Below are 12,182 nucleotides of genomic sequence, written 5' to 3' on the forward strand. Positions count from 1 at the left end.
GATGCCGGATGGATTTTAGAGGGATGCCGACGCAGGGACGGTAATGACACAGTTCGGAACGAGCGGCATCCGCGGCCCCGTCGGCGAGACGGTGACGGCCGAGTTGGCGCTGTCGGTGGGGCGGGCGCTGGGCGTCGACTGCGAGCGGGTGGTCGTGGGGCGAGACCCGCGGGCGAGCGGCGAGTACCTGCAGGCGGCGCTGGTGGCCGGTCTCCGGGAGAGCGGCGTCGATGTGGTCGACCTCGGCACCGCGGCGACGCCGACCATCGGCCGGGCGGTGGCCTGGCAGGACGCCGACGCGGGCGTCGCGGTGACGGCCAGCCACAACCCGCCGGAGGACAACGGCATCAAGCTCTGGCAGTCTAGCGGGCAGGCTTTCGATGCGGACCTGCGGGCAACCATCGAAGAGCGACTGGCGGACGGAGCGTTCGAGCCGGCGGCGTGGGACGAGAGCGGCGGCCACGAGTCCTGGGACGCCGGCCAGCGCCACGTCGACGCGCTAGTCGCCGAAGTCGGCGAACGAAACCTCGACAGCCACGTCGTCGTCGACCTCGGCAACGGTGCGGGCCGGGTCAGCGTCGACGCTCTCACAGAACTTGGCTGTGCCGTCGAGACGCTCAACGGCCAGCCCGACGGCGTGTTCCCCGGCCGTCCCTCAGAGCCGAAGGCCGAGAACTGTGGGTCACTTTCGACACTGGTGGCCGAATCCGACGCCGACCTCGGGATTGCACACGACGGCGACGCCGACCGGATGCACGCGGTGGCGGCCGACGGGACCTTCCTCTCGGGCGACGTGTTGCTGGCCGTGTTCGCCCGCGCCGTGGCGTCGCCGGGCGAGCGGGTCGCCGTCCCCGTGGACACGAGTCTCGCCGTCGAGGACCACCTCAGCAATATCGACGTGAGCGTCGAGTACACCCCGGTCGGGGACGTGTACGTCGCCGAGGCCGCCAGCGCCGAGGGGGTCGCCTTCGGCGGGGAGCCAAGCGGCGCGTGGATATGGCCCGACCGGACGCTGTGTCCCGACGGCCCGCTGGCGGCCTGTACCGCCGTGGCGCTGGACAGCGAGCGCCCGCTCGGTGAGCGTGCCGCCGACGTACCGGACTACCCCATCCGCCGGGACAGCGTCGAAACTGACGAGAAAGAAGCGGTAATGGACCGCGTTCGTGAGACAGTGGCCGATACCTACGACGACGTGACGACGCTCGACGGCGTCCGCGTCGACCTCGGCGACGCGTGGTTCCTCCTGCGGGCAAGCGGTACACAGCCGCTCGTTCGGCTTACCGCCGAAGCTCGTAGCCCGGACCGTGCTGATGCGGTGTTCGAGGAAGCACGCACACTCCTCACCGACGCGCTGGTATAGAAGGTGAGACGGGAAGATCGGAAAAGCAGCGGTTGGTAGCGAGTGCAGCCGGCGAGGAAAACGTCCCCGCAACCGTCAGGTCACAGGGCGGCAGTTCCTGACCGGTTCTATCCGCGACGTGTGGACCGGGCCTCACGGACGTCTGCCCCGTCGCGAATCTTGTCTTCGCACTGCGGACAGACCCTGGGCTTTTCGACCCCGTTCGGCGTGAACACACGCGCGTAGTCAGCCGTTACAAAATTACCGCAGTTCTGGCATTCCGGCATACAACCCTGTATGTGGGTTATACCCTCTTAATTGTTATTGGTTTGGTAAGAGTTCGCATACGGGGCGTTGGCGTCGCTACCGGGAGAAAACACCGTTTGGTTCGAAAGAGGGAAACGCTATCAGGCAACTCGATGGGGCGCTAGTGTCGATTGGCTGCCACAGCGCCCGTCACGGAGCGGTGGATTTGGGGCGGAGTGTGGCCGGTTATTCCTCGAAGGAACTGGTAATGGTTCCGTCCTCGGACAGTTCGATGACACCGTCAAAGAGTTCCCGGAACGCCGCGACCGTCTCCTCGTCGTGAACCTCGTCGGCAAGGTGGAACATCCCGACAGCGTCGTACTCGTCTAGCAGGTCGAGGATGTCTTCGACAGCCGACAGCGCGCCATCCTCGTCGGCGTAGTAGATAAGCTCCGTCAGCGAGTCGAAGGTCACGCGGAGTTTCCCGTCGTGGTCCTGCAGGAACGTCTCGGTTTCCGAGACGATGCCGGACAGATCATCCGGCGCGGAGACGTACCGAACGCCCTCGGAGCGGCGGCGGGTGTAGCCCCGTTCGACCGACAGCGTATCGAGGATCGTCGCCTTCGACTCGTCGACCTCGTAGTACTCCAGTTTCTGCTTGACCTCCCGGGCGGTGGTCCGAGTCGAGATGACGAGCATCGAGTCGGTGTCGGTCGCAAGGAAGTCCGTGTCCAGTCGGTCCGTCTCGCCGGTACTCGGGTGCAAGAGCAGTATCCCTGTGCCACCCGGAACAGTCTCCGGCGCGTTGTCGATAGCCAGCGTATACTCCATATGCACATCAAGGAGGGTGGCACCCAATTAAGTGTGCGGGTCACGGTCAGAATACGCTGTCCGCCGTCGCAGCCCCGACGACGCTGAAAATTGCACCGACAGTGATGGCCTTGAGGGTCGTCAGGGTGACGGCCATCGGCGTCGGGTCCGGCAGAATCCCACCGTTGACCAAGAACGTGTCCGGCGCAGTAAACGCCACCGCAAGAATGGCGACGGAGCCAAACGCCACGATCATCAGCGAGACGAACCGGACCGGAATTCCGGCTACCTCCGCCTCGGTGTCCACGTCACGGTCGGCGTCAGCTTTGTACAGCGCCCCGTACCCGATAGCGAACACGATACCGACAACGAGCACCGCGTGATACCAGGACATATTCTCGGCCAGCACCCACACCTCCTCGGTCACGACGAACGGTCCCGCGAGCAGGAACCCGCCGACGAGTTGCTGGGCAGTGTCAGCGACCCGGTATCGGCGTCGGCCCATACCGGATTGCTGTCCCGTCAACAGGAAAGTCTCCCGGTCCACTACTGTCTGACAGGACCGACACCCAGCCGCCGCGGGGTGGACCACAGCTGCCGCTCTTGTTTCAACTGGAAGAAAAATACGCTATCGTCCACGGGTTTCCAAGTGAAGCAGAGGGGTGGATGGCGGTGAAGGGACGGAAAAATCGCGACATTATCGGCTGATTCAGGCAGCAGATAAAAGCGTTTCGTCCACAGCCGACGGGTCGAGCGGGCGGCGACGGCTTACGTCGTCCGGAAGGCCCGGTCACCGGCGTCGCCGAGCCCCGGGACGATGAACCCGTCCTCGTCGAGTTCATCGTCGATAGCGACGCTGATGATGTCAGCGTCCGGCTGAGCCTCCGAGACGCGGACGATTCCCTCGGGCGCGGAGACTGCGGCCAGGACGAGCAGGTTCTCTGGCTCCGTCTTCTCCGAGGTGATGTAGTCCAGTACCGTGGCCATCGTCGACCCGGTCGCAAGCATCGGGTCCGCGATGATGACAGTGTCGTCTTCGGTGATTTCGGGCAGCTTGACGTATTCGACGGAGATGGGGAACTCGCCGTCGTCGTTCATCCCGGCCTCCTCGTCGCGGCTGGCTGAGATGACGCCCTGTCTGGCGCGGGGGAACGCTTTGAGCAGTCCCTCGACGAACGGCGTCGCGGCGCGCAGGACGTTGACGATGACCACATCGTCGAGTCCTTTGACGCGTTCGCCCATCGTCGTGGTCAGCGGCGTCTTGACTTCCGTGTACTCGGTCTCCATCCGACCGTCGATGATCTCGTAGCCACAGATACGGCCGAGGCGGACCAGTCCCTTCCGGAACGCGACCTGTTCGGTCTCGACGTTTCGTATCCGAGTCAGTTCGTCTCGCGCCAGCGCGTGCGTGACGACAGAGGCGTCGCCGCGCTGTTCGATTGGCATATCGTGCCCGTTGACCCCCGATGGGTTAAACGGTTCTCACTCACACTTCCGGCTGTAACTATTGTAAGATATTCGCGGTGGCGGAATTCGGTACAGAATTACAGCCGACAGTATCAGGCCGGCTCGGGCGTGCCCGCCTGCGTTGCGGGATCGCCGCCGCGCTGGCGGTTCTTGGCCATGAGGAAGAGGAACAGGGCGAGGCCGACGCCGCGGAGTACGATATCGAGTAACACCGTCATCTCACCACCGGCGATGCCGACCAGGCCGAGGATGTCGTACGCTCCCGACACCGCGAGTCCGGGGGCCATCAGAAGCAGCGAACTGAATGCGAACGCCCCCCGCTCGCCACGGGAGACCGGTGCGTACGCGAACCCGATGACTGTCGCGGCCAGCGCGACAACGCCGAGGAAGACACCGATCACGGGTATCAGTATCTCGGGGATCGCGTAGCCGACATCGAGGAGGTCCGCGGTCCCGACGACCCGGTATTTGTCCCCGATGTCGAGGCTGGCAGCGTCAGGGTTGCGACGAAGCAGAATGATGCCCGGCGTGACGATGAACGCGAACGGGACGATTGCCTTGTTGAGCGACAGCGAGAACGCTTCGATACCGGTTTCGAAAGCGTCGGACTTCGCAACGCCGGAGGCGGCGTAGGCGGCCACCGCGACCGGCGGCGTGATGTCGGCGATGACGCCGAAATAGAGGATAAACAGGTGCGCCGCGAGCAGCGGGACGCCGAACTCGGTCAGCGCTGGCGCGAGCAGAGAGACGAGGATGATGTAGGTCACCGTCGTCGGCATTCCCATCCCGAGGATAATCGAGGAGAACGCGGTGACGAGCAACAGCAATACCAGCGAGCCGCCGGCGACAGCCGTGATGAGCGAGACGAGGTTCGGGCCAAGACCAGAGACGCTGATGACGCCCGGAATGATGCCGGCGGCGGCGACAGCGATGACGACCGGGACCGCGGTTCTGGCCCCGCTCTCCATCGACTTCCCGACGAAGACACCGAGCCTGTACAGCCCATTCGAGGCCAGGTCCGGGCGGCCGACGGCGTCAGCGGTCGTTTCGGCGGTGTCGTCGACAGCCCCGTCGAACGACAGCAAGGGCGAGTCGAGTCTGGGACGGGTAATCAGGGTGAGGACGCCAGCGAGAATGATTATCGTGCCGACGTTGCCGAGGGCCGCCGAAAAGGCGGAGCCAAGCGGCTGTGAGCCGGGCAGTGCAAGCGCACCCTCAGCCGTCAGGTCTGCCGCGACAAGTCCATCAATACGACTGAACAGCGCCGGGAACGCTGTCGTGGCCTGTACGAGCCGATTGAACAGGTATCCGAAAACACCGACGCCAGTGAGGGACTGCGTGAGCGTTGTCAGTCCGAAGAGGGATGCGAATGTAATGCCGAGTCGGGCACGCGTCTCGTCGCCGTAGGCCGCGACGAGCGTGATGAGCGCCCCGATTGCGATGAGCGTGAACCACGCCGAGCGGGCGACAGACAGCCGTTCGATGATGAGGTAGTACAAGAGCAGTCCGAGCGGGACGAGGTAGAACCAGCCGCTACGGAAATGGCTCCGGAGGTCGACCAGTTCAGAGGAATCGAGGCCGCCGATATCCTCCTTGACCGCCTCGAAGTGGACCATCACCCAGACGCCGAAGAAGAAGACGATAGCGGGAATCGTCGCGACGACGATGACATCAGCGAACGGCGTCGCTGTGTACTGGACGATAAGGAATGCGGCGGCCCCCATCACCGGCGGGAGAATCTGCCCGCCCGAGGAGGCAGAGGCCTCCACGCCGCCGGAGAACTCCGGCGAGTAGCCCGACCGCTTCATCAGCGGGATGGTGAACGCGCCGGTCGTCACCGTGTTCGCAATGGAGGACCCGGAGATGGTTCCCATAAATCCGCTTGCGAGAATCGACGCCTTCGCCGGGCCACCCTTCCGAGTGCCCGTCGCACCGTACGCGAGGTCGATGAACCACTGCCCCGCGCCAGACATCTCGAGGAACGCGCCAAAGAGGATGAAGATGTAGATGAACTGCACGGAGACGGTGACCGGGATTCCGAACACCCCGTTTTCCGTATTGTACCAGAGGTTCTGGATGATGGAAGGCCAAGACAGCTCCGGGATGGAGAGCACGCCGACGTAGGCGGCGTCCTGTGGAATGAGGACGCCGAAACGAGCATAAACGATGAACGCGGCGACGATGACCATCAGCCAGAGGCTGATGGCCCGGCGGGTCGCTTCGAGGACGAGCAAGACACCGACCACGCCCAGCACGAACGCGTAGGAGGTGTCGGCGAGCGGCCCGAGCAGGCCTGCTATCGGCTCCAGAAAGGTGAATACGTCTTGGATGGGACGGCCACGCTCAAGGCCAAGTGCGCGCATGCGCTGTATCTCATCGAAGTCAGTGATGAAATACGCAGCCGATAGCGCCGACAGGACCATGAAGACGAAATCCGAGGGCGTCACACGGTCCATCTCGGCGTCGAGGAACGCCCAGGCAAGGGCGCTCCCGATAGCGTGAACGACGCGAGACATCGGATGCTTCGGGCCGAGTTTCTCGTCGACCAGCGACCCGAGCGCGATACAGCGCCGGGAGAGCGGTCCGTCGCCGGTGCTGCCGGGATACAGCAAGAACGTCAGAATGAGGCCGAAGGAGACGTGGACAGCGTTGATCTGGAGCAGTTGCAGTGACGCGAACACGACATCACCGACGCCGGGAAGCGAAATCGAGAGGACGAACCCTTTCGCCGCGAGCCACATCTGAAACACCGAAAACGAGATGCCGATGAGCGCGACGAGGACGACCGCCCAGCCAGTGAGCGAGCGTTTCCGCTCGATCTCCTGCAGTACTTCATCGACTTCCTCGTCCGATACGGCCTCCCCGCCGTCGTCAGATCGTGTGTTGTCAGTCATGTGTTGAGCCGGTCTGTCGCGGCACCGAACGACGAGCGCCGGGTCACATAGAGGTGGACCGAGCGGCCGTTGGTGCGGGCTACCAAGTCGTAGGTTTCGCCTCCGACGTGAAGGTTATGTCCTGCAACATCACCGGGAGAGACTGTCACACGCGTGTAGTTCCCCGGCGGGTCAAAGACATACATTCCGTCTTGCCACGTGACGTTGGCCCCGCTCGGAAGCCCCCAGCCGAAGGATTCGAACTCCATGCGGGTCATCTCAAGATGGTCGCCACGAACTGTGTACTCGTCGTAGACGCGCGTTTTTTCGACGCTGTGCATGTACTCCAGCGCCACCGTCGTGCCGTCCTCGACCGGGACCGTTAGATACTGCTCACCGGTCTCAGTGTCTTCGACAACCAGTGCACGTCCGCCGGGAAGCGCCGCTACAGCCCCGATGAGGAGGAGGGCAACGAGCACCGTGACGGCAACGTATCGTCGTCTCATTCCGGTTACTGGATAATAGAAGACGGGTGGTAAACAATACGGGTGGCGTCAGTCAGCGGCGTTACGCGTCGAAGTAGGCCGCTGCGCCGGGGTGGAGTTCGATGGACATTCCGTCCTGTGCGGAGTCCTTACTGATGAAGTCCGTCTTGATGGACAGGTCGTCGACATTGTCGAAGATGGCTGCGGTGACCGACTCGACCGTCTGTTCGGGCTGTTCAGCGTTCGTTGCGATCATCGCCTGGACGGCAATTGTTTCGACAGCCTCGTCGACGCCGGTGTAGGTGCCGGCAGGGATAGTGTCGTTGGCGAACCACGATGCATCTTCCTTTGCCGCGTCGCGGTTGTCGCCGGAGATCGGGACGATGACGAGGTCGTTGGTGTTCGCGAGGTCCTCGATAGCGCCGACCGGCCAGCCACCGACGACGAACGCGGCGTCGATGTCGCCGTTCCGGAGCTGGTCGGCGGCCTGGGAGAACGAGGCGTTCTGCTCGGTGAAATCGGAGATCCCAACCGACTCCAGAATCTGGAGGGCGTTGACCTGGGTCCCGCTCCCGAGGTCGCCGGTGTTGATCGTCGCCCCTTCGAGGTCGGAGAGCTGCGTGATACCCGTGTCCGCGAGGGTGACGACTGTAATCGTCTCCGGGTACAGGGTCGCAACACCACGGAGGTTCTCGACGGCGTTGCCCTGGAACGCATCAATCCCTTCGCCGTTCCTCGCGAACGAGGCGATATCGTTCTGAATGAGCGCGAAGTCGGCGTCGCCGCTGGCGAGGCTGCCGACGTTCTCGACGCTCGCACCGGTCGACTGGACGTTCAGCGTGAAGTCCGTGTTCTCCTCTACGACCGTCTTGAACTCGTTCGAGAGCGGGAAGTACGTCCCACCAGTGCCGCCAGCGTGCCAGGAGAGGCGGGTCTCCATGTCGCCGCCGTCGCCGTCTGTCTCGGTCATGCCGCCGTCGCCGCCGTCGCCGTCTGTCTCGGTCATGCCGCCGTCGCCGCCGTCACCGCCATCGCCGCCACCGCCACAACCAGCGAGTGCCGCGACGCCTGCAACGCCTGCTGTCTTGAGGAACCGCCTACGCGTGGAGTTGTTAGTCATACGTATGTCTACGTTGCACGGGGTATTCAAGAATGTTAGCTAGTATACAGTCGCTATTTGACTATATCGTGCGATAGCGTGTGACAGAGTTATTCGCTGGACGGGAGGTGGCTGAGAAAAAGACGGACAGTCGAAATGTCCTATCTTCCAATAATTTCAGCGTTACCTATGTTTCAACAGACACCTGTCACGTCAGGATTCGTTACGCGGACGTCTCGATGCCGAGTTCGTCGAGCAGCGTCCGGGCGGCCTCGCCCGAGGACGGTGGGCCACGAGCTGTGATGAGGTCGCCGTCAACGGTGACGCTGGTGTCGGCGTCGAGTTCTGCGTCCCAGTCTGCGCCGGCGGCCTTCACCTCGTCTTCGACCCAGTACGGGAGCTTCCGGCCGTCGGGGAGCAGGTCGTTCTCGTCGACGATGCCCTCCTCCCAGGCGTTCGGGAAGCCGGTAACCGAGCGGCCGTCGACGAGGAACTCGCCGTCGCTGTCGCGGGTAAAGGCCAGAATCCCGACCGTGTGACAGACGACGAGCGCTTTGCCGTCGTCGCCGGCGACGCTCTCACGCAGCAGTTCGCGGGCGTGCGTGTCCTGTGTAATATCCCACTCAGCGCCGTGGCCGCCAGGGAACACGACAGTGTCGTAGTCGTCGGCGTCGGCCTGTGCCAGCGGAATCGGGTTGTTCAGGCGCTCGTCGGTCTCGTGGACCTCCCGAACGTGTTCCGAGAGGTCTTCGCCGACTTCGTCGGGGTCGACAGAGCGTTCGTCAAGCACCGGCGGCTCGCCGGTCGGTGTCGCCACCGTGATATCCAGACCGGCCTCTGTGAGGGTCGTCAGTGGCTCGATACATTCTTCGCCCCAGTAGCCGTGTTCGCTTACGACAAATAGTGCGGATGGCATCGGACTACTGTTCGCGTGCAATCCTTATAAGCGGCCGTTCGGTGTTGAGCGAAGCGGAGCGAGCAGGCAGGTCGCTTCGCAGGACCCGGACACACCGCGTCGCTGTCGAAGGGCGGCAGTGATTTCGCTGGACGAATACCGACGACACCGTTACAGCGGAAACGTTTAACCTCACTGAGCAGCAATTCGGTGTGTACAGATGGACAGCCCATTACAGCAGGGTCCGCGGCTGTCATAGACCGATCTATTATACCATGGCAGACATCGAAGAGAGCGTTTCAGGATTCAAGACGAAAGGCGGCTGGGTCGACATCGTCGAGCACGGCGAGCGCATCACGCAGGCGCTGAAAGATATCGCTTCGGACGAGGATGTCGACAACGACGCCCTCAGTGAGTTCGACGAGTGGCGACCGAAAAGCCACGAGCGACTGGACGAGGACGTCAACGAGAAGACCGCTGACCAGGCGAGTGTCGACGAGGGCAAGGGTGAACAGGCCGGGAAGGGACCGGACGAGGACCTCCAGACCGCCGGCGAAAAGCTCAGCGAGTCCTACGAGAACCTCGACGAACCCGACGAGGCGATGGAGCGCTGGAGCGAGTCCGTCGACTACGTGGCGCGCGCGGCCGACTCCGCCAGCCGAAAGGCCCTGCGGAAGGTGGAAGACACCGTCTACCGCAACGTGATGACACAGATCGCGCCATACTACTTCGACAACGACCTCGTCAGTGCGAACCTCCGCCGGGTCGGCGACGAGGACCGGCCCGAGTACGTCTTCGAGGTCAACGTCAACGACGACGACCTGAAGATGCGCGTCTCGAACAAGCTCGCCGACTTCGAGCAGGCCGTCGACCGCTGGCACGTCGACACCGAAAAAGTCACCGAGGCCGTCGAGGCCGCGGAGGGTGTGGACGCGACAGAGCCCGGGGAAGAGACCGATGCGAAGACGAACTGAGCACGCCGCCGGGTGAGCGGCATCGATTTTGCGTCCGAGAGACAGACGGGCAAAGGTGAGCGTCGCCGTACAGACGCTTAGATAGCGTCGCCGGGGTCGTGCTGTTCGGCCATCCGCGTCGCTTCGGCCGCGTACTGCGCCTGCAGGTCCGGGTCGTCGACAGACCCGAGGTTGTCCGGGTCGGCATCGACGGCGGCCGTCGTCTCCCGCACGTCCGAAAACGAGGTCAGCGCGCGTTCTTTGCGGAAGTACTGTTCGCCATCAGGCGTCGCGTACGTGAGGATGATGAGGTTCTGCTCGTCGTCGGAGTAGGTGCGTTCGACCAGCCAGACGCGGACCGTCTCGTCAGTGGCGGACATGCGAGATTGAACTACGCACTGCCACCTGAACGTTTGCCCGTGACGCCCGCGCCCAAGTCGATAATCGGCCTCACAAGGGCGCGCGAACGGTAGGCTCATTGCAGGGCGGGGCAAACGCCGTGACAGATGGTCGCGACGAGTACGATTGCGACGCTTGTTATCGCGTCAGCCGCGAGTTTGTTCATGGCCTGGGCCATCGGTGCCGGGTCGTCCGGGTCCACTCCGTTCGCGCCGGCCGTCGGTGCGAACGCGATTTCGGTGATGCGGGCCGGGTTTTTCGTGGGCATCCTCGGGCTGGCCGGCGCAGTCCTGCAGGGGGCCAACGTCACAGAAGCCGTCGGGAGCGAACTCGTGCTGTTCCCGAGTGGCGGCGGCCTGTCAGCCATCGCCGCTATCGTCGCACTGCTGACCGCGGCAGTGCTGGTCGCCGTCGGCATCTTCACCGGCTACCCGATCGCAACAGCGTTTACCGTCACCGGCGCAGTCGTCGGTGTCGGGCTGGCGATGGGCGGCCAGCCGGCGACAGCTAAGTACATCGAGATCGTCTCGCTGTGGGTCCTGACGCCCTTCGTCGGCGGGGGCATCGCCTTCGGAACGGCGTGGTCGCTCCGGCACGAGTCCACTACCGAGGAGCGACTCGTGCCGCTGCTTGGCGGGCTGGTCGGTGTGATTCTGGCGAACATCGAGTTCGTGCTGCTGGCACCGGGTAGCGAGCAGGCGTCGGTCGCCCGTGCCGTCGCGCGAGCGGCCGGGACACCGATGGTCCCGTCGATGGTCGCCGTCACGCTCCTTATCGGAGTGCTCGCAGGAGGTCTGCTGTATCTAGATATCAGAGCGGATGCAGACGCAGGGCAGCGACACTTTCTGCTGGTGATGGGCGGTCTCGTAGCCTTCTCCGCTGGCGGAAGCCAGGTCGGGCTGGCGCTGGGGCCGCTGGTGCCCTTGCTCGGCGAGGGGCCGACGGCGGCTATCCCTATCACCGGGGTCCTGCTGTTCGGCGGGCTCGGCCTCCTCGTCGGCTCGTGGACTGGCGCGCCACGGATGATAAAGGCGCTTGCACAGGACTACTCCTCGCTCGGGCCGCGGCGGTCCATCGGCGCGTTGATTCCAAGCTTCATCATCGCACAGGCGGCCGTTTTCTTCGGTATTCCGGTGTCGTTCAACGAGATCATCGTCTCCGCCATCGTCGGCTCCGGGGCGGCCGCCGGCGGCGGCGAAGTCAGTCGGGAGAAGATGGGGAAAACGGTGCTTGCCTGGGTCGGCTCGCTGGCGCTAGCGTTCGCGCTGAGCTACGGACTCTTCTGGGTCATCAGCGCGACGCTGTGACTCGGTCAGCGACCCCAGACGTAGCGACTCACAGCTTCGTCGATGCGGGTCGAGAGCCGCCCAATCCAAGCCTCTGGTGACACGCGCTCAATGTCTCGCTGGTCGACCTCAATTCGGTCGTCACCGAAGGGGTCGTGGGGTTTCTCGCCCCCAGTTTCGTCGACAGCGTCAACGACGACGGTCATTGAGCAGCGACCGCAGGCTTCGGTATCTTTACCCATTATTGTTAGTGATTAATTGAGGCGCCAGCATCAAAAACCTGCCGAGGCGGTCGTGTACGACCCATGAACGACCGGCGGCTGACCGACG

General features: G+C 63.7%; 12 protein-coding genes. 3 read left to right on the forward strand and 9 right to left on the reverse strand.

What is annotated here, in order from left to right; all coding sequences use genetic code 11:
* The first annotated feature begins 43 nt into the window (after positions 1-43).
* Positions 44-1,360 carry a phosphoglucosamine mutase gene (gene glmM / locus DVK00_RS05940; RefSeq protein ID WP_121577424.1) on the forward strand — a complete coding sequence of 439 codons (1,317 nt, stop codon included), beginning with the start codon at positions 44-46 and terminating at the stop codon, positions 1,358-1,360.
* Positions 1,361-1,831: 471 nt separating this feature from the next.
* Here glmM and DVK00_RS05945 read toward each other — a convergent pair whose 3' ends face one another.
* The 7 genes from DVK00_RS05945 to DVK00_RS05975 all read right to left on the reverse strand — a co-directional run bounded on the left by DVK00_RS05945 (position 1,832) and on the right by DVK00_RS05975 (position 9,235).
* Entirely contained in the window at positions 1,832-2,416 is a 585-nt protein-coding gene (locus tag DVK00_RS05945; protein WP_121577425.1) for a hypothetical protein, read from the reverse strand.
* A gap of 46 nt (positions 2,417-2,462) precedes the next feature.
* The gene (locus DVK00_RS05950) at positions 2,463-2,900 is read right to left on the reverse strand and encodes a DUF2391 family protein (protein ID WP_053966712.1); all 438 of its coding nucleotides are present in this window, start codon (positions 2,898-2,900) and stop codon (positions 2,463-2,465) included.
* Between the two features lie 263 nt (positions 2,901-3,163).
* Complete coding sequence (gene upp, locus DVK00_RS05955) at positions 3,164-3,841, reverse strand: uracil phosphoribosyltransferase (RefSeq protein ID WP_101351286.1); 678 nt, start codon at positions 3,839-3,841, stop codon at positions 3,164-3,166.
* Positions 3,842-3,954: 113 nt separating this feature from the next.
* Positions 3,955-6,756: a TRAP transporter fused permease subunit gene (locus DVK00_RS05960; RefSeq protein WP_121577426.1), complete on the reverse strand. Its 2,802-nt coding sequence runs from the start codon at positions 6,754-6,756 to the stop codon at positions 3,955-3,957.
* Positions 6,753-7,241 carry a DUF1850 domain-containing protein gene (locus DVK00_RS05965; RefSeq protein ID WP_101351288.1) on the reverse strand — a complete coding sequence of 163 codons (489 nt, stop codon included), beginning with the start codon at positions 7,239-7,241 and terminating at the stop codon, positions 6,753-6,755. The genes DVK00_RS05960 and DVK00_RS05965 overlap by 4 nt, the downstream gene beginning before the upstream one ends.
* A gap of 61 nt (positions 7,242-7,302) precedes the next feature.
* Positions 7,303-8,340 (reverse strand): TAXI family TRAP transporter solute-binding subunit, encoded by a 1,038-nt coding sequence (locus tag DVK00_RS05970; RefSeq protein WP_101351289.1) that lies wholly within the window; start codon positions 8,338-8,340, stop codon positions 7,303-7,305.
* A gap of 202 nt (positions 8,341-8,542) precedes the next feature.
* The gene (locus tag DVK00_RS05975; RefSeq protein ID WP_121535807.1) at positions 8,543-9,235 is read right to left on the reverse strand and encodes a type 1 glutamine amidotransferase domain-containing protein; all 693 of its coding nucleotides are present in this window, start codon (positions 9,233-9,235) and stop codon (positions 8,543-8,545) included.
* Between the two features lie 254 nt (positions 9,236-9,489).
* On the opposite strand from DVK00_RS05975, the gene DVK00_RS05980 reads away from it, so the two are divergent.
* The gene (locus DVK00_RS05980) at positions 9,490-10,188 is read left to right on the forward strand and encodes a DUF5828 family protein (RefSeq protein WP_121535810.1); all 699 of its coding nucleotides are present in this window, start codon (positions 9,490-9,492) and stop codon (positions 10,186-10,188) included.
* A gap of 77 nt (positions 10,189-10,265) precedes the next feature.
* Here the strand turns inward: DVK00_RS05980 and DVK00_RS05985 are convergent, their stop codons facing one another.
* Positions 10,266-10,547, reverse strand: coding sequence for a hypothetical protein (locus tag DVK00_RS05985; RefSeq protein WP_121511894.1), 282 nt, complete (start codon positions 10,545-10,547; stop codon positions 10,266-10,268).
* A 126-nt stretch (positions 10,548-10,673) separates the two neighbouring features.
* Between DVK00_RS05985 and DVK00_RS05990 the strand changes: the two genes are divergently transcribed.
* A complete protein-coding gene (locus DVK00_RS05990) occupies positions 10,674-11,873 on the forward strand; it encodes an inorganic phosphate transporter (RefSeq protein ID WP_101351293.1) in 1,200 nt (399 codons plus the stop codon).
* Positions 11,874-11,878: 5 nt separating this feature from the next.
* Here the strand turns inward: DVK00_RS05990 and DVK00_RS05995 are convergent, their stop codons facing one another.
* Positions 11,879-12,094 (reverse strand): hypothetical protein, encoded by a 216-nt coding sequence (locus DVK00_RS05995; protein WP_121535813.1) that lies wholly within the window; start codon positions 12,092-12,094, stop codon positions 11,879-11,881.
* Positions 12,095-12,182: the final 88 nt, after the last annotated feature.

It is taken from the genome of Haloarcula sp. Atlit-47R, assembly GCF_003665985.1.
GTDB classification, from domain to species: domain Archaea; phylum Halobacteriota; class Halobacteria; order Halobacteriales; family Haloarculaceae; genus Haloarcula; species Haloarcula taiwanensis.

What these genes read in the sequence shown, in the direction of transcription:
- DVK00_RS05965 (WP_101351288.1), bottom strand. Translation starts at nt 7,241, where the DNA reads ATGAGACGACGATACGTTGCCGTCACGGTGCTCGTTGCCCTCCTCCTC.
- glmM (WP_121577424.1), top strand. Translation starts at nt 44, where the DNA reads ATGACACAGTTCGGAACGAGCGGCATCCGCGGCCCCGTCGGCGAGACG.
- DVK00_RS05980 (WP_121535810.1), top strand. Translation starts at nt 9,490, where the DNA reads ATGGCAGACATCGAAGAGAGCGTTTCAGGATTCAAGACGAAAGGCGGC.
- DVK00_RS05990 (WP_101351293.1), top strand. Translation starts at nt 10,674, where the DNA reads ATGGTCGCGACGAGTACGATTGCGACGCTTGTTATCGCGTCAGCCGCG.
- upp (WP_101351286.1), bottom strand. Translation starts at nt 3,841, where the DNA reads ATGCCAATCGAACAGCGCGGCGACGCCTCTGTCGTCACGCACGCGCTG.
- DVK00_RS05960 (WP_121577426.1), bottom strand. Translation starts at nt 6,756, where the DNA reads ATGACTGACAACACACGATCTGACGACGGCGGGGAGGCCGTATCGGAC.
- DVK00_RS05995 (WP_121535813.1), bottom strand. Translation starts at nt 12,094, where the DNA reads ATGGGTAAAGATACCGAAGCCTGCGGTCGCTGCTCAATGACCGTCGTC.
- DVK00_RS05985 (WP_121511894.1), bottom strand. Translation starts at nt 10,547, where the DNA reads ATGTCCGCCACTGACGAGACGGTCCGCGTCTGGCTGGTCGAACGCACC.
- DVK00_RS05950 (WP_053966712.1), bottom strand. Translation starts at nt 2,900, where the DNA reads ATGGGCCGACGCCGATACCGGGTCGCTGACACTGCCCAGCAACTCGTC.
- DVK00_RS05945 (WP_121577425.1), bottom strand. Translation starts at nt 2,416, where the DNA reads ATGGAGTATACGCTGGCTATCGACAACGCGCCGGAGACTGTTCCGGGT.
- DVK00_RS05970 (WP_101351289.1), bottom strand. Translation starts at nt 8,340, where the DNA reads ATGACTAACAACTCCACGCGTAGGCGGTTCCTCAAGACAGCAGGCGTT.
- DVK00_RS05975 (WP_121535807.1), bottom strand. Translation starts at nt 9,235, where the DNA reads ATGCCATCCGCACTATTTGTCGTAAGCGAACACGGCTACTGGGGCGAA.